Raw genomic sequence first — 18,491 nt, 5'->3', positions numbered from 1 at the left:
TAACTGTTTATTTATTTAGTTTTGTTTTGCTTATCAATTGGTACTGCCCGGGTAGGAGACTCAATTTTGACTGGCCAGACCAATTGAGCTCTTTTCCTGTAAAATTATCGACCCACTGCCCCTGCAACGCTGCTGGCAAGGCAAAGTCCACACTTTCTACACCAAAATTGCCAAGTACCCCTACTTGTTGTCCCTCCTTTTCGAGAACAAAATATTTAACGGCATCTTTCATAGCCGATGTCATAATCGTCCCGTTTTGGAAAATGCTATTTTTGGTTTTGAAACGCGTGAGTTTGGCGTAGGTCTCAAAGAGTTTTTTGCGATCATCTTGTTGTAGATAACTCCACAACAATGGTTTTTCGCCTGTGCGTCCATTTTCATCGATAGATACATCATAGCCGTATTCACCAAACTGCCAGATCATCTTAGGCCCGGGCGAAGCCAATAAAAACACGGCGGCCTGTTCCATACGTTTTAATGCCGTGCTGAGGTTCTTGATGTTATAACTACCTGACGAATTGCCGTAATTCAGGCATTTGAACAGCAGCCGCTGTTCGTCATGACTTTCCATATAAGACACAAACGAAGGTTGTGTCATGCCATGGCTCGAAGGGAATAATCTGCCTAAATCCGAGCCGTTGTTGGCATTCCAGCCCATTGCGGCCTCATTGAAGACCGCATTCATGTTGTTCCATAGCAACATCCCCGATTGTGCAAGTTCGGCCTCTTCCTGATCTCCGCCAAGATGTTCGAGAATAATATAACACGAGGGATCGATGCTGCGAATATGCTGCTGGTATTGCTTCAAGATAGCCACACGTGACGCATCGTAAGCATTCCATGCACTTAAATCACTTTCTGAAGTACCCGAATTTTTCTGTGTAAACCCTTTAGACAAGTCAAATCGAAACCCATCAATCTTGTACTCCCGCATCCAATAGGTCAATACATCCTTAACAAAAGTCTGTGTGTAACTACTTTCGTGGTTAAAGTCAAAGCCAACATTGAACGGATGCTTGGCAACCGTATTGAACCAAGGGCTATTGCCAGCTACGTTGCCCTGCTCAAAATAAAGCTGTACTAGCGGGGATTGACCAAAAGCATGATTAAAAACAACATCCAAAATCACGGCAATACCATTTTCATGACAAGCGTCTATGTAGGCTTTCAAGTCATTTTTCAAACCATAATATTTATCCAAAGCGCGGTGGAAAGAAGGATTATAACCCCAGGTCGAATTCCCCTCCGATTCCTGTACAGGCATAAGCTCGACCGCATTTACACCCAGCCGTTTTAAATAAGGCAAAGAGTCTTTCAATGTGGTATATTGATGTTGTTTGATAAAATCACGGACCAAGAGTTCGTAAATAACTAAATCACCTTGAGCTGGCTTATTAAATAGCGTGGTTTTCCATGAGTAAGACTTGGCTGGAAGATCCAATACACCAACTACTCCCTGCGCAGCAGCGGGATAAGTGGGTACAGCCGCCGCGGTCAGTCCGAGTGCCGCGTCGTTTTGCGGATCAAGAATCAGCTCAGCATAGGGGTCGGCGATATTCAGCTGACCGTCCACCAAAAACTGATAAGTCTGTTTTTTAGAGAAATCCAGATTCGATACGGTAACCCACCAGGTTTTGCCATCTGGTGTCTGGCTCATCGCATAGGCTGGTAACGCTTTATAGTTATTAAAATCGCCCAAGACATACACACTCGTTTTTAATGGCGCTGTGAGCGCAAAACTGACCTCCCCTTTTTCCCTGTTTATCGTTGTTCCGTTTGGATTGATGCCGATCGGGAGTGCGGCGATGGTAGGTTTTGATTGCACAAATAACTGTGCTTTACTGAAATATATTTTGCCCCCAGCCTCAAGACGTGCTTCAAGCTCGTGCAGGCCATTGCTCTGTAGGCTGAGCGATTTTTCTAATGACGGTACCGCAGAAGATTCAGCAAGCAATAAACCATTATCCCAGATACTGATTTTCCCGGACTGCGTTGCCTGTACTTTTAGCTTCAGATTATCCCCAACGGTGTACATCTGTTCCAGGGTAATTGGATCTGTGGGTTGCAGCGTAGGCGAAACAAAACGAATGGCCTGTGTATTGCTCGTTACAAGAGGAAGAAATAGATCTGAATTATTTTTGTTTCGTTGGACCAGCGACCCATCACCATTGCGGACTAAAAGTGCCATCTGACCAAATTCTCCGCCATTAGTCAGGTTAAAAAATTTGGAGGGGGTAAATGTGAATGAATATAAACCAGCAGAAACAAATTTAAGTTTATAGGCATTATCATTTTTAGACCAATCTGTTGCTACATGTTGCCAGCTGCCCCCATTGACAGGAATCAATCCGGCGTGTAGGTACAGGTCGGTAGTGCTTCCTTTTAAAGCCGCATTTCCTTTCGAAAAATCAAATTGAATAGTAATTTCCTGATCCCAGTAGATAAATGGGTCGGAAAGATTGAGCAAACCAGATCCCTGCTGTTCTATAACAGGAGGTTGCTCGACATCCACGATATCTTTCTTATTTGCACATGATGATAATAGGACAATCACCCAGAGATACCCTATTAAACGAGAGATATGCTTCCCCATCGATAATTAGCTTTACTTGGAATCTGAAATTGGGAACGTTCCCGAAATCAAGGTAAAAAGAAATCGCTTATGGCGATTGCTGGATTCCCCTATCCAATATTTTATACAAATTGATTATTTAAATACTTTCGGGAATGTTCCCGAAAGTATTCAAAGCTAAATAATGGGATTACAAAAAACAAATATTTTTTTTCTTATTTCAGGCTAGATTTTTGAAAAATAAGCTGGGAATCAAGGTAAACCGAATTAGCAAACTTAGTATTTTCGGGGTCTTCCATCTTATCCAATAGGTATTTTGTTACTAATTGCCCCATTTCATAGGCTGGTTGTTTCACTACGCTCAGCGCCGGGTCAATCAGATCGGCAATATCCAAACAAGAAAAACAAATGATTTTAAGATCTTCCGGAATACGAATTTCGAGCTGTTTGGCCACCCGTATACTCGAAATAGCAAGACGTTCTACCGAGGCAAATATGGCATCGGGTTTCTCCTGTTCGATCAGGTCGGCAATATCTTTCATATTCTGATCGGCATCATTCACCGTATCCAAAATAAGCTCCGGTCTAATCGGGATCCCCACTTCCTGCAAGGCCTTTTCGTAACCATCTTTACGCACCTTTCCGATGGAAACATTCGGATTGATTGCAAGATAAGCGATCCGCTTACAGGCATTATCGATCAGGTGTTTGGTTGCCAGGTAAGCCGAATCGAAGTCATTACCCGTAATATACCCCCCCTTCCAATCGTCGTATGCACGGTCAAAAAACATGACCGGAATACCGCGCTCTGCCAAAAGTTGTAAATGCGAATGGTCTTTACCCTCACCCGAAGCCGAAATGATAACGCCATCCACTCGTCCATTGGCCAGTGAACGTACGATTGAGGCTTCATTTTGCACCTGATGATCCGTCACATAAATTAAGGTATGATAACCCTTGGAGCGCGCCACAGCCTCAATTCCTTTGATGGCTTGCGAGAAAAACTTATTGCCAAATTCGGGAATAATAATCGCAATGGTCAGACTTTTATTTGCCTTTAGACTACTCGCATAAACATTTGGCGAAAAACCGATTTCTTCGGCCATAGCCAAAATCCGAGCTTTTGTCGCTGGATTAATGTCCACGTTATCCCGAAATGCACGGGAAACGGTCGATTTTGACAAGCCGAGTTTTTTGGCCAGATCTACTATTGTTAATTGCGACATATCTAGATTCCCTTTGCTGTTCGAATGTAATAATTGTTGGATACAAATAAAGCAATTATCTGTCCAGAATAGCAAATTTTCTTTTCAAGTTCTTCTCGACTCATACCATATTCGACCGTATCCAAGAGCTTTGCTTTTTTAGTTATCATGGTCATAAAATTCAATCAACTCAAAAATCTCCGGAATCTCTAAACTACGTGTCATTCCGGTAATATTTATTTTATATTTGTCGATATAATGCTGTGCGATCTGGGTTTTGGGTCGTAAGGAGTCGTCTATTTTAGCTGCCCCTACATTTTCTACTGATGCGGTTAATAACCTCACATGGATTCGCATCTCCTTTGAAATTCTTTCAAATGAAATCAAGCCCAATATATCGTCTTTCCCTTTAATCGTCAATTTGAATATTTCAAAAGTAGCTTCTTCATCCCAATTGAAGAAATACCTACCTGCGGGTAAGTTTTTGAAATCACTTGTCACAACAGGAGTAATTTCGATTAAATAGGACTGATTCGTAGCAACTTCGAATGCCAATTTCGGCCTGTCAAAAAATTAGTTTTACTTGATACCTTTTTCGGGCTTAGTTATAACTTTGTTCGATGCTTGTTCGGTGCTTCTTCGGTACTTGCTCGGTGCTTGTTCGGTACTTCTTCGGTTGTTAGCGAATAAATACCGACTAAACTCCGAGTAAGATCCGTTTATAAAACGAGTAAATAGCGAAGGTGACCATAAGAAAATAGGAGTTCAAACTTGTCAAGTAGGCAATTCGATTTCTATCACTAGTTATTGTCGAAAATAAGATTCTTCGGCACTAAATTGTTGTGGATTTATTGATCAATAAACATACAGACCTGACAAAAAAATCTTGTCAGGTCTGTATCGAAAACTTGTCTTAAAGACTAGAACTTTCTAAAATCCCATTCCCCGCGATAAGGGCGACTGCGCATGAGATTAGCATAGTCATTGTCGAACTGTTCTTTTTGTGGATTCCATTTTAAATCCTTTTGAAGTTCATACGCAATATTGATGGCATTGCACACTGAGCTCGTCCGGTGACCTATTTCAACATCACAGATAGGCTTACTTCTTTTTTTGATCGCATCAACCCAGTCCTGATAGTGATTATCACTATAATACAAACGACGATCAGAAGAAGTCAGTTTAAGATTCGCCAGATTTTCTGGATTCGAGCGGATAAATTCGCGGCTTACTTCAATCTTACCTTTTGCACCAATAAATTGGATCGCATTATGTACTCCCCACTGCACATGGTTTACCCGAACGCCATTAGCATAGCTAAACGAGAGCCCGCTATTGCTGTTGGCCTCCTTGGGTGGATTAAACTGAACAGGGCCCGATTCATCCATACCCAAGGCCCATTGTACGATGTCAAACATATGTGCACCCCAATCGGTGATGTAACCGCCACCAAAATCGCGGTAACCGCGCCACCAGGCCCATTTATCATCTTCCAAAGGTGGGCTTAATATCGGATTATAACCCCGATATGGTGAAGGTCCTACCCACATATCCCAATCGAGATAATCGGGGGCTGGCATAGAGGGAAGGTCACATTGTTTGACCGGTTCGCCCACAGAAACATTGATTTCCTTGATTTTGCCGATATAGCCATTGAGAACCAGTTCTGCTGCCTGTCTAAAATTATAGGAAGAACGCTGCATGCTGCCCGTCTGAAATACACGTTTATATTTTCGGGTTGCATCGACCATGGCACGACCTTCGGCAATGGTCAATGCAAGGGGTTTCTCACAATAAATATCTTTGCCAGCTTTAGCGGCATCAACTGCAATCTGCGCATGCCAATGATCGGGTGTAGCAATGACAACAGCATCAATATCTTTCCGATCCAATAGTTCCCGATAATGATGATAGGCCTTGATCTCGGTCTGTGCTTTTGACAATTCCGTTTGTTTTTTCGTTGTCGCAGCAATAAATGCGGCCAACTTATTACGGTCTACATCGCAGGCAGCCAGACTTGCGATTTCCTTGCAGCGATTGAGGCCATTCATCAAGGTATAGGATTGTTTTCCGACACCAATAAACCCAAGATTGATTCGATCACTTGGGGCAAGAAATCCATTGCCTCCCAACACAACGCGCGGAACAATTGTAAAAGCCAAAGAGGACACAATTCCCTTGGCTATAAATTCTCTTCTTTTCATTCTTTATGGATAGTTTATTTTTCTGCTTGCCTTATACGTATTTATCCGTTTCTTGGCGGCAAAATGGTTTATGTATGGATGATTTGTTCAGGTTTTCTTAAAGATAGTTTATTCTTGTATAGGAACCAAAGTAATCGAAGCAATCTCTGGCAAAGTATCGCCTTCGATGGCTGTAGCCTGCAAAATCACCTTGGCACTGGGCTCACCAATTACTTGCTGGGATACCTCAATGATCCCCATAGCCACTTCCTTAAATTTAGCTTCTTTTTCAGCTACGAATGTCCACTGGATCTGCTGCCCGAGTATCGAGAGTACAATTTTTCCGTGCTGCTTGCTATTCGCCAGATAATTGACGAGCACACGATACTTCCCTGGTTTTTGAATTTTGATATCCCAAAAAACTTTATCCGCAAGGTCTTTCCATTGACCAATGGCGTTCGGGCGGTTTGGATCATGGGTATGTGCACCAATAATTTTTAATCCCTTTCCTTCCTGTAATTTTGCATTATTTGCGTTCATCACGATACGTCCATCTGCCTGTGTTTGGGTCAGGCTTTCCTCAACAATTGGCTTTCCCTGGATTTCGACCACAATAACCTTCGGTCCTTTCTTATTGTCGAAGATATCGACAGGAATTGCTGGTCTTCCGTTTTCTAAAGTGGATTTTAAGTTCATTTTAGGTGAAGCTAGGGCGTAGACAGCCGTCACTTTATTTTTGATGGGCAGATTTATTTTTCCATCGGCCGGACGATCAAAAACATGCAGATACAGCTTCCCATTTTTTTGGGTACAATACCCCCAATCCAAGGCTTGGAAAGGACTCGCGGTGGTACCGTAAATAGATTCGCCATTGACCTTCATCCATTCCCCGATTTGCTCCATAATCCGCACCGCAGGTTCAGGAATGGCTCCGTCACCATCGGGTCCGACATTTAACAGGAAATTTCCCCCTTTACTCACCGTTTCCACAAATAATTGCATGATCTTGGGAAAGCTTTTCCAATTTTGGTCATGGGCGCTATACCCATAACTTTCATTCATGGTATGGCTTACCTCCCAGTACATACCCGGCAAACCTGTTGGTGGAATATATTTTTCGGGAGTTCCGATATCACCGTTCTTATTTTCGAGTCCGTTCCAAAATCGATTATTGATAATAATATTAGGCTGCCATTTGATCAGGTCTGTCAAAATATGCTTTGTCCCCCAGGCTTCCCCCTCATGCTGTTTACTGCTGAAATCGGGCCACAGCACGTCCAGCCGCCCATAGTTTTGTGCAAGTTCCTTGATTTGCCCGTAGAGATAGGCTTTGTAACGTTCATGATCTGGCTGATGCTTATTCACATTCGGGTTCAGCTGAAAAGCTTCATAAGAATCGGGATGCTGCCAATCCAAGAGCGAATAATAAGCTCCTACTTTCATTCCCTCCTGACGGAAAGCATCCATAATTTCGCGGTAAAGATCTCTTCCTTTCGGCGATAAATTTGCCGTACCCGTAACATCATTTTTCAAAGCATAAGGTTGCTGGCTATTGAACAGGCTAAAGCCTTCGTGGTGTCGGGAGGTCAGTACCATATACTTCATTCCCGTTTTTTTCGCAAGGCGTGCCCAGGACTTTGGGTCAAAAGAACCTAAAGTAAATTTTGGTTTCAGTACTTCGGCATACTGCTTACTGGGAATTTTCCCCCAGGTTTGTATCCATTCGGCATAATGTTGTGGATATTGTTTCCCTTCAAAAGAACCACCTGCAGCACTGTACAATCCCCAATGGATAAATAACCCAAAACGGGCCTCTTTAAACCATTCCATACGTTTATCTTGCGTCTCCTGCCAACCTGCAACACCTTCATACGGTGGCGATTTGGTCTGTGAAATAGCAACATCGGTCATACACAGCAACATTCCCACAGCTGCTGCACACTTCCATTTAAAAAAATTGATTTTCATCATGATATAGATTTATACATAAAAGTTCATTTATTCGGATTGCAAGCTATCGCCGATCAGAAACCCAACGCTTTAATTTCATCCTGAATAACAGCATATGCTTTGCTTGCATCTTCTACTGGAATTCCCTTGGATAGTCCAGGTCGTTTATGACCTGTATAGGTGAGCCATGCGTCTTTCATCATCGTCTGCCTTTTCAAAACAAGCGTATATAACTGGCGAAGTTTTGGTTGACTGCGCAAATTGTCATCCCATGCGCTTTCAATCGGGAAATCAGGCATCAGGTGCTGTACTATTTCCTTAGCCATTAGCCAATGCCCCAACTCTCCGGGGTGCACCCCATCTGCGGCCAGTTTAAACTGAGCGTCTTTCTCGATCTTAGCGTCCAAGTAGCGACGCATGGGAAAATGCAGATCTATGACTTCCCAGGACTGCATTTTGGCATAGTCGATAAGCCATTCGGCATAGCGATCTAATACTTTATTGTAGCCATTGAGCCGAAGCTGCGGATCATCATGTACTGGAGGTGTCATCCATAGGATGCGTTTGACGCCCTGATCGACCAAACGTTTGTGCAGACGGATAATTCCATTTTTATAGGCTTCAAAACGGATAGCATCAAAAGGGAGATAAATGCCGTCATTCATGCCATAACAGACGAAAACCACTTCAGGTTTGATTTTATCAAGCACATTGTCCAGTCGATCAAATAGACAGGGGCGTGGAAATTTTCCATCGGCATGATTCGGTTCACTGAGTCCAGAAACGGTCTCACTTGGTAACCCCGAATTAATAAACTGAGGTTTCCTTTTCGGGTGACTGCTCAGAAATAGGCTCTCGGTCATGGCGACATATTGCCCCGCGTAAGTAATACTATTGCCTAAAAAAAGTACTTTTTGTCCATCGCTCCAGCCAAAACTATCAGCTTTTTTCTGCCCAACCGCTTGCAAATACCATAAACTTAAGCACAGCAATAATGACAAAAAGCGCATTTTTTTTGTATTTAATAATAGATTCAACATCGTTATAATTGATAAAGCTAATAGTTGGATTAGCTTAGTTTTATTTTTAGCGCATAGCCCAAGCTGCTGTTTTGTATCTTCTTGGGTAATTTCAATTGCAATCCATGGTTATCCTGATGGAAATCGATCCGACCAACCCCTAAAATTTCCACTGATTTCACTTTAGCCTTATTTTGGTTCAGGGACTGTATGTTGACGATTCCATCTTTGGGTACTACAAGAGCCATCGCATATACAAAATCATTCTTCTGTGTAAACCAAAAATCCAAGGCTGTAAATGATACTTTAAATCCTTCCCTTTCCCGTTGCTCGGTATCTGTTATCCGAACTGTTGTTGGTCCCTCATGCGCAATGGTCCAGGGCGATGTCCCATAAACCGCTTCGGCATTGCGCCGCAACCATTTCCCTAAGATAGCAAGATTTTTCTTTACAGGTGTAGCTACATTTCCTTGTGCATCTGGTCCAATATTAAGCATATAATTTCCTCCTTTACTGACAATTTCAAGGAGCCAATACCTTAATTCATCCACATTTTTCCAGTCGTGGTCATAAGATTTATAGCCCCAGGAATGGTTGAATGTTCCAATGGCTTCCCAAGGTCTGGTAAAACGCTCAGAAGAGTCAGGAATCCGATTATCTCCAGGAATGGCATAATCGCCCATACCATTGCCAATTCGCTCGGAGACAATAACACGTGGATTACAATCATACACGGTTTTATAGAATCGAAAGCTCTGTTCTGCAGTCATCAGTCCCGGCATATCAAACCAGATATATTTTAGCTGTTTAAACCGCATCAAAATTTCCTTTACCTGAGGAATTGCTTTTTTGTTTAGATACGAAGCGAAAGAATTTTCACTGGGATCCCAAAGATTGGCACCAAAAGCATCGGTTTTGGCATGAACAAGATCATGCTGTGCCTTCGTTACCACATATTGCGCGTCGCTACCATCCCGCCAGTCGATATTCTGTGAATAATAGATACCAAAATCGAGTTTATACCGAAGACAAGCATCATAAAGTTCCTGAATGATATCGCGTTTAAAGGGCGTAGCCTGCTTGCTATTGAAGGAACTAACCGTTGAACCATATAGGGCAAATCCGTCGTGATGTTTACTCGTCACAACAAGATACTTCATCCCTGCATCCTTGGCCATTTTAACTATTCTATCGGCATTGAAAGATTGCGGGGAGAATTGATCCGCTAATTTGGCATAGGTAGACCGTGGAATTTTTGCAACCAGTTGAATCCATTCAGCAACACTCGGACTACCCAAATCTTCCATTTTTTGCCCATTCCACACCCCTGCCGGAATAGCATACAATCCCCAATGGATAAATAGACCAAATTTCTGCTGCTGAAAATCTTTTAATGCCTTTGCCTTCTGTCTATTCATCTCCTGCCATTCGTTCATTAATTGCGTAAGCTGATAGTTTCGCTTATTCCAGCGCGTCAATGCTTCTAAATAATAATAATCTGCATAGACTAAGGGGACGTCAATCTCCCCTTTATGCGGAATACTGCCCACACTATGCTTCAGCACAAACAAACCATTTGCTCCGACTTCACTGGAGTACTGCGGTGACCCCAATGAACGCAAGATCGTTTCGGCGACATCCAAATATTCCTGCTGTTGTCCAGTTCCCATGTAGTCAACCAACTCCAACAATGCCGAAGCAGTGACCGCCGCTGCCGATGCATCCCGTGGAATAGTCTCAAAATCTGCTTTACGATAATTCCAGTTTGGGGCAAATCCAGCTTGATTTACATCGAAGTCCCATTGTGGCACCTTATCTTGAGGCAGGCGCGGATGCTTTATATAAAACTCAGCCATTTTTAGCGCAGCCTGTAAAAACTTAGGGTCCTTCGTTTCACGGTACATCACGACAAACCCATACAATCCCCAGGCTTGCCCTCTAGCCCAAGCTGAATTGTCCGAAAAACCCTGTGCCGTTTCCCGGCTCAATACAGCACCGGTATTGGGGTCATAGGTAACCACATGATAAGAACTGTAATCTGCGCGATATTGATTTTTCAGCGTCGTTTCGGCGTGTCGAATAGCGGCATTACGATAAACAGAATCCCCAGATAATTTGGAAGCTAAAAAAAGAAGTTCCAAATTCATCATGTTGTCGATAATGACAGGGAATTCATACGTATGTTTACCATCCCAAGAGGAAAAGGTATCCCAAGACTTAATTGCACCAACCTTCGGATTGAAACGTGTCAATAGCGATTTGGCGCTCTGGATTAAAATTGATTTGAATGTAGTATCACCAGTTAACCGATAGGCATTTCCATAACTACAGTTCATCACGAAACCAATATCATGGTGCTGCGTATTATATTGATTTTGGCGTAATGAATTCGTCCATTTTAGTGCAGCGTCCCGCCACTGATCCTCGCCGGTATACTCAAAGACATACCAAAGGCAGCCTGGCCAAAAACCACCCGTCCAGTCCCGGATATCAGTAAAAGTTGTTTTCCCCTTGGGATCTGCCGATCGTGGATACTTACGCAGATCGCTATGATCTTTATACAACAAAGCGTACTGTCGCTGAGCCAAATCAAATCCTTTTTTTACCATATCGCTTGTATCCGCACGTAGAAAAAAAGGATGAAAAAGGCTCAAAAAATAAATAAAGTATAGGCTATATCTAAAAAAAATCATGTTTAGGTTCATTTTATATCCATAAAACTAATCGATCCAACCTGGGTTCTGCACCAGGTTTACGTTCATCTGTATTTCTGAGGTCGGGATAGGCCATACGTTCAAAAAGTCACCCTTATAGCTATAATTCCCAACATTTGTCCCCCAAACCTGCTTACGTCCATTGCCTGCTTGAAACACCTTCTCTTTCCAGGTTCCCCAGCGCAATTCGTCAAAGTAATTGATTCCCTCATTCGGGAACTCAACCCGACGTTCATTACGAATACGCAGGCGTAAGTCTTCCTTCCCACCGACGGCAGTTGAAGCATTAGCATTTAAAAGTGCTACACCTGCACGCTGACGAACTTCGTTAACTTTTGCTATAGCTTCATTTAGTTTGCCCTCTTCATTCAAGGCCTCGGCCCACATCAATAAAATATCAGCATAGCGGAAAATCGGAAAATCGATAGGACCATAATTGCGATCCACAATCTCATTGACTCCTTCAGCGACAAATTTTCGATAGAAATAGAAGAAATTGATCTGTGTATCGCTCTGAATATCGCCGTCTACCTGTGCCTGCCCGCGAAATGGCCAGCGCATAAATTGAAGACTTTCAACATTCGTAAAATTATAGGCACCCCTAAAAGTCGAATAAGGCGTCACGACATTGGCCTGCAAACGGGGATCACGATTTTCATAGGCTTTTTTTATACGCTCCTCATTGCCTTGCGGTAGGTAAAGACTCATCTTTGCACCTCTCAACGTTGCAGCAGCTTTCTCGGCCTCCGTGAGATTGTTGCGCAGAAAAAACACCTCCCTTTCATTTTCGGTTAGACTGCTGTATCCTGGAATAATTTTATCCCATTCAAACTTAGAACCATCGTTATTTTCATAGAGATCGACCAAATGTGGTGAAGGCATGTAATAATTCCAGCCACGCGAATAGACCGAGGGCCAACCACAAAACAATTGCATATTATTTCCATAGCCTGATTCACTCCGATGCTGAATAGAAAAAATCATCTCAGGACACTGTTCATTAGCTTCTTTAAACAAAGCTTTATAATCTCCGAAGAGTGAGTGGCCAGCATCTTTTACTTTTTGAAAATCTGCCGAAGCTTTTGTCCAATCTTTTCGATAAAGATAAACTTTACCCCGTAAGGCATAAGCTGCCGCCTTTGTTGCATGGCCATAATTCGCATTCCCCGCAGGATAACGATCAGGAAAATTAGTTTCTGCGATACAATCGTTCAAATCAGCTAGGATTTGATTCCAGACATCATCTTCCGAACTACGTCCTTTGACGGCTTCGGCTGCAGTAAACGGCTCAAGGTAGATGGGTACCCCTTTGTAAAGCTGATTGAGCCGAAAATAAAAGTAAGCACGTAGAAATTTAGCTTCCGCAATATATTTCGCTTTCTTTTCTGCTGTAGAAGGTGACTTTAGGGGAATATTCTTTAAGGCATCGTTTGCTCGTTGAATACCTTCATATTGAATCTTCCAAACATTCACAAATAATGGATCGCCGGCGGTGATGGTACCTGTCAATAAGGGTTCATCAAAACGTGCCTGCCCAGTATAGGAGAAACGGTCAAACTGATAAAGTTCATAAGGTGAGATCAGTCCGCTATGCCCCATTAAGAGTCGAAAGGAACTATAGATCCCCGCAATCCCTAAATCAGTTAAATTGTCGGTTGTCCACATCGTTGCGGTGGAGACCGATGAATATGGGGAGGTATCCAAAAGATCTTTTTTGCAACCCAATATACTTGTTAGCAATACAATTGCTATTATTTTTTTCATCATTTTCATTGTCATTCGAATTAAAAGGTAAGATTCAAACCCAGTGAATATTGCCGCATTGAAGGGTAATTTGTTGTTGAACCTATCTCAGGATCTAAACCAGGATATTTCGTAAATGTCAGCAAGTTTTCACCCGCTAAATAGATCCGTAATTTTGCAATTGATAGACGGTTTGCCAAGCTTTCTGGAAGCGAATAACCCAATTGTAGGTTACGTAGTTTCACAAAAGAAGCGTTATACAAATAATAATCACTGGTACGTCCATTCTGTGCATCTGTCACTCCTTTTAAGCGTGGATAATAACCAGCTATCCGGTTGTTGGGATCGGAAGGATTTGCGGCATTATAATAGTAATGGTCATTTGCGACCAATGCCGGTACCGATTTTCCCTGCGCAACGATGGATGAATTGAGATAGAGTTCATTCCAGTAATACGACATACCTGAAGAAGCGGACCAAATCATGGATGCATCAAATCCTTTATAGGCCATATTGATACTGAGGCCGTAATTGAATGCTGGAGTTTCTCTTTTGCCCATAAACTTTTGATCATAGACGTTCCCGTAGATACCATCATCGTTCATATCCGAATAGATCAAGTCACCATACCATATCTTGGTAGGGTCTATGCCATCGGCAGGCTGAAATGAATAGCCAGCAGCGACCATAGCCTTCAACCATTCCATATCCTGTTCCGTCCGGATCATACCGTCGCGTGGCCCTCCATTTTTATCGACAGAACCATCCGCTAAAAAATGGCTTCCCGAACCTCGGTATACATTGTACAAGTAAAATTCATTGATTTCGTGCCCTTCTAAAATACGCTGGTTGACACCGTTGGAAACCATACCGATATTGGACTGGTAAACACGATTACCCGCCGCATCCGTTACATAGCCCTCCGACAATGCTCCTTTATATTTTTCCACCCGATTGGTATTGTAGGCAAAGTTGGCCGAAATTCCATAGTTAAAACCGTTGATTTTATTTTGGTATCCCAGCGTCAATTCAATCCCCCGCTTGCTAACTTCGGCAATATTCATGGTTGCTGCAGTAGCAGTTCCAGTTGTCGCCGGAATGGTCGGAACATATAAGATTCCATCGGTATAAGCACGGTAGGCATCAAATTCGACCGTTAATTTATTTTTCAATGCCGTGGCTGTAAAACCTACATTTGTTGTTGTGGTCGTTTCCCAGTGTAAAAGATCGTTTCCTAGTTTAGTCTGTGCCAAACCACGAACAGCCTGATTATTGAATGAATAGTTTACCGTACCATACGAGGGAAGATGATCGTAATTACCCGGAGAGGCATTATTTCCGGTTTTCCCCCACGAGGCCCTTATTCGCAAGTCATTCACAAAAGCTTTGAGTGGACTCATAAAAGATTCTTCCGAAATACGCCATCCCGCAGAGAATGCCGGAAAGAGCCCCCAGCGTTTGGCGGTTCCAAATCGAGATGATCCATCGTACCGTACCACCGCTTCCGCAAGGTATTTATTAGCGTAAGCATAATTTGCACGACCAAAAAAGGACCGCAAACCGTAGTCAAGCTCATCACCGGTAATGGAACTCATTGTCGTCGCCGAATTAAATGTTGTCAGGTCTGGATGCACAAGCCCAAGTTTGGCCGCTCCGATATTATATTGGTTAAAATACTGTTCATTATACCCCAAGATGCCGCCCACATCGTGTTTACCAAAAGATCCTGAATAACGCAATACATTATCAACGATCACATTGTAGCTCTTGGTTAACCCATACTGGGTGGTTATTTGTCCCGCAGACAGCGCCGCAGTACTTAATTTGTTGGTTGCAAAATTCCATTTCTCATAAGGCACCTGATGCGAATTCGTTTCGGTATAGGCATGGTTATAATTTACCCTGGATTCAAACTCCAAGCCTTTCATGAGATTTAACTTCGCAAATATTGTGGTATTGAATCGATTGACCTGGTTCTTTCCACCCATCCCATTTAGAAAAGCCAGGGCATTGTTTGCAGTAGCCGATTCTTCGGCCGCAGCCGGGAAACCATAGACCCCGTTGTAGAAAGGATAAACTCCTGGCACGGTTTGGGTCAGGTAAGAATATGCTGTGACCACATCGGCGACACTCAAATTCTGCATATCGCCAAAGGTCTGGGTACCCACAGTTAAAAACTTGGCAACTTTAGACTGTAAGTTAATACGCAGACGTATCTTGTCTGCTCCAGTTTCGGGCATCGTCCCCGGATTGTTGAAATAGCCCACTGAAAAGAGGTATTGCGTTTGCTCACTGCCACCATTTAGAGAAAGATTGTGATTTTGTAAAAGTTTGCGTTGTCCAAAAAGCACATCGCCCCAATTGGTATTTGGATAAGCGACTTCATTGGGAATACCAAATTCTGTTAACCCTGTTGGATTTTTCTTCGCTTCTTCCCAGAGGTTGATTGTTGCATCGGTATAAACAGCCGCTTGCCCTAAATTTTTGAAGCCTTCATTAACAAGGCGCATATGTTGTGCGTAATCGGTAATAAATTCGGGTACATTATTGGGGCGCAACAGCGAAACCATGCCCGTATAAGACACATTATTTTTTCCCTTGGCTCCCTTTTTTGTCGTAATTAAGATAACGCCATTCGACCCCAAGGATCCATAGATCGCTGCTGTTGCCGCATCTTTTAAAATCGAAATTGACTCCACATCATTGGGATTAACGGCATCCATAGATCCGACAATACCATCGATCACAACCAAGGGAGACGTATTGTTTAAAGTTCCTTTTCCACGAATCAGTATACTAGCACCGTCTGCACCTGGTTTTCCGGTTGCGGCCTGTACGTTAACGCCCGCCGCGAGTCCAGCCAATGAAGAGCTAAGTGTGGAGGTTGACCTATTCTCTACCGAACTGCCGTTCACGGTTGATACGGCACCAATTACATTTGCGCGTTTCTGGCTTCCATACCCTACGACGACCACCTCATCCAGACCACTTACCTCCTCCTGAAGTACAATGGTTAATTCATCATTTCCAGTGACACTTTTTTCCAAACGTTGATAGCCTATGTTTGAAAATACCAAAGTGCCATTTGCCGCCGGTAACTGAATTGTAAACCTGCCATCCTGGTCCGTGACCGTAGAAATATTAGCTCCCTTCACTGTAATGGTGGTTCCTACCAGGGCTTGTCCTTTGCCATTAACGACTTTACCAGCAATGCTCCGCTGCTGGACTTCTTTGCGTTCGGTATTTGGCAGATTTCTCTTGGGTTTTATCACGATCACCTCATCTTTTTTGATCCACTCCAGATCCAAAGGTGCTACGATAGCATTTAATGCATCTTCCAATTTGGCATGCTGTATATTGACTGACAAACGTGCCTGAGCCAATGACTTGCCGGTTAAGAAAAAATTAACACCACTCTGTTTTTGGATATCGCGCATCACCTGATTTAAGGTAACATGCTTTGCGGTTAAGTTTATGGTCTGCGCATTTCCCTCTGCAAACAGCTGCATCGCGGTCAGTAAAGAAATGAGTACGATCAATTTCATAATCAGTATACTTCGTAAAGTTAAACTCCACGGGTGTAGCCTAACAAATGGATAAAAAATCATATGTTTGTACGGTTTGTATGTTATTTATAAATGGTTATCAAAAATTTGCCTTTGGGCAACACTTGTAAGTATATGCATCCAATTCAAGGCAGTGCCCCCCAGCACTGCCCTTTTTGTTTTGCTTATACCCTTTTCCGGATTAAGTGGAATCCATGATCATTTCTTTTTTCATCTTTATTTAGGGTTTTAATTACAACGGTCTAACATATAGGATATTCTTTTCATCGCTTTTGCTCAGCTCAAAACGCAACCCACCTTCTTCCAATACGTCAAGTACGTCGCGGAGCGGCTTGCTTCGTTTTATACGACCATAGAAATGTGTTTGCGGTACCTCGCCTTTATACTTCACTTCGACATTATACCAGCGACCAATCTGCTGCAGTGCATCCGAAAGCGGTGTTTCGTCAAAATAAAACAAACCTTCTTTCCAAGCGGTAAAGGGTGCTGTATCCACATTTGCGAGCTGTATTTTTCCGTTATTGGTATTGGTCGATTGCTGGCCTGGCAGCAGGTATATCGCTTCTGAATATCGTTTATCGTTCGATAATTTAACCTTCCCATTGACTAAAGTCGTTTTAATCGCTGTATTATCGGGATAAGCATTGACGTTAAAGGCAGTCCCGAGCACCTCAATTTCCTGTCCTTTACTCAGCACTTTGAAAGGTCGTGCGCTATCTTTCGTCACTTCAAAAAAGGCCTCGCCTTCCAAACGAACTCTTCGTTCATTTTTGGCAAAGCTCATCGGATATTTTAGCGAAGAGCCCGCATTGAGCCATACTTTTGTGCCATCGGGTAAAGTAACCTGGTATATCCCCCCTAGCGGAGTGGCTAACTCCAATACAACCTTACTTGGATCTGCCGCCATCCCCTGTTTATCTAATGCCGCAGCAGCGATAGACTTTCCATTTTCGTAGGTAATACTTTCTCCCATCACAATTCCCGATGCCTGTTTATCGAGTTCTAAAAGTGTGCCGTTCGCTAAACGAAGGGTAGCACTGTTTCCACCAGGCTTTACAACAACACCCGTTGTGTCTTGCATCCTCACGAGGTTAATGTCTGCCTGAACAGGACTGGTCTGTTGCTGCCATAATAGCATTGTAAAAATAAAGAGCAACAGGCAAGCCGCCGCAGCCCAATAGGGCCAAACGATTGAAAACTTAGGTTTATCGCGCTCCTCTGTGCCTTGCTGAATTTGCTTTTTGATATTTCCGAGCACTATTTTTTGCCTGGATTCACTCATTTTCCCTGCAGCAGAAGGCTGAAGCAAACTAGCGACTATAGCCTGATCGATGGCATCCTGATCCCCGATGTCGGTAGCAGAAAGCGCATGCTGTAGCCATTCGATCTCCTCAAGCGAACAGTTCCCTTCTTTATATTTTTGAAGTAATTGGTCTATTTTAGATTTATTGGTCTCCACTGAGCTGTATTTTTAATAGTAAATACACACTTCGTAGCATAAAGGTCTGCTCCGGAAAAAAAAATAATTTGCAGCATGTA

General features: G+C 43.0%; 11 protein-coding genes. All 11 read right to left on the bottom strand.

Going from position 1 to position 18,491, the window contains the following annotated elements:
- Positions 1-7: 7 nt before the first annotated feature.
- On the bottom strand, positions 8-2,593 hold the full coding sequence (locus CBM24_RS06835; RefSeq protein WP_088160636.1) for an alpha-amylase family glycosyl hydrolase: 2,586 nt from the start codon (positions 2,591-2,593) through the stop codon (positions 8-10).
- 194 nt (positions 2,594-2,787) lie between these two features.
- On the bottom strand, positions 2,788-3,798 hold the full coding sequence (locus CBM24_RS06830) for a LacI family DNA-binding transcriptional regulator (RefSeq protein ID WP_088160635.1): 1,011 nt from the start codon (positions 3,796-3,798) through the stop codon (positions 2,788-2,790).
- A 2-nt stretch (positions 3,799-3,800) separates the two neighbouring features.
- Positions 3,801-3,947, bottom strand: a complete 147-nt coding sequence (locus CBM24_RS27220) for a hypothetical protein (protein WP_157698396.1) — start codon at positions 3,945-3,947, stop codon at positions 3,801-3,803.
- Positions 3,937-4,332 (bottom strand): N-acetyltransferase, encoded by a 396-nt coding sequence (locus tag CBM24_RS06825; RefSeq protein ID WP_088160634.1) that lies wholly within the window; start codon positions 4,330-4,332, stop codon positions 3,937-3,939. The genes CBM24_RS27220 and CBM24_RS06825 overlap by 11 nt, the downstream gene beginning before the upstream one ends.
- A 365-nt stretch (positions 4,333-4,697) precedes the next feature.
- Positions 4,698-5,981 carry a Gfo/Idh/MocA family protein gene (locus tag CBM24_RS06820; protein WP_088160633.1) on the bottom strand — a complete coding sequence of 428 codons (1,284 nt, stop codon included), beginning with the start codon at positions 5,979-5,981 and terminating at the stop codon, positions 4,698-4,700.
- Positions 5,982-6,089: 108 nt separating this feature from the next.
- Positions 6,090-7,931, bottom strand: a complete 1,842-nt coding sequence (locus CBM24_RS06815) for an alpha-L-fucosidase (protein ID WP_088160632.1) — start codon at positions 7,929-7,931, stop codon at positions 6,090-6,092.
- A gap of 53 nt (positions 7,932-7,984) precedes the next feature.
- A complete protein-coding gene (locus CBM24_RS06810) occupies positions 7,985-8,950 on the bottom strand; it encodes an SGNH/GDSL hydrolase family protein (protein WP_232475707.1) in 966 nt (321 codons plus the stop codon).
- A gap of 29 nt (positions 8,951-8,979) precedes the next feature.
- The gene (locus CBM24_RS06805) at positions 8,980-11,622 is read right to left on the bottom strand and encodes an alpha-L-fucosidase (protein WP_088160631.1); all 2,643 of its coding nucleotides are present in this window, start codon (positions 11,620-11,622) and stop codon (positions 8,980-8,982) included.
- Positions 11,623-11,649: 27 nt separating this feature from the next.
- Entirely contained in the window at positions 11,650-13,410 is a 1,761-nt protein-coding gene (locus tag CBM24_RS06800; protein WP_232475706.1) for a RagB/SusD family nutrient uptake outer membrane protein, read from the bottom strand.
- Between the two features lie 17 nt (positions 13,411-13,427).
- On the bottom strand, positions 13,428-16,931 hold the full coding sequence (locus tag CBM24_RS06795) for a SusC/RagA family TonB-linked outer membrane protein (RefSeq protein WP_157698395.1): 3,504 nt from the start codon (positions 16,929-16,931) through the stop codon (positions 13,428-13,430).
- A gap of 253 nt (positions 16,932-17,184) precedes the next feature.
- The gene (locus tag CBM24_RS06790; protein ID WP_088160629.1) at positions 17,185-18,411 is read right to left on the bottom strand and encodes a FecR family protein; all 1,227 of its coding nucleotides are present in this window, start codon (positions 18,409-18,411) and stop codon (positions 17,185-17,187) included.
- Between the last annotated feature and the right edge of the window lie 80 nt (positions 18,412-18,491).

This window comes from Sphingobacterium sp. G1-14, from assembly GCF_002196555.1.
GTDB lineage: Bacteria > Bacteroidota > Bacteroidia > Sphingobacteriales > Sphingobacteriaceae > Sphingobacterium > Sphingobacterium siyangense.
This window is presented reverse-complemented; position numbering and strand designations above follow the sequence as displayed.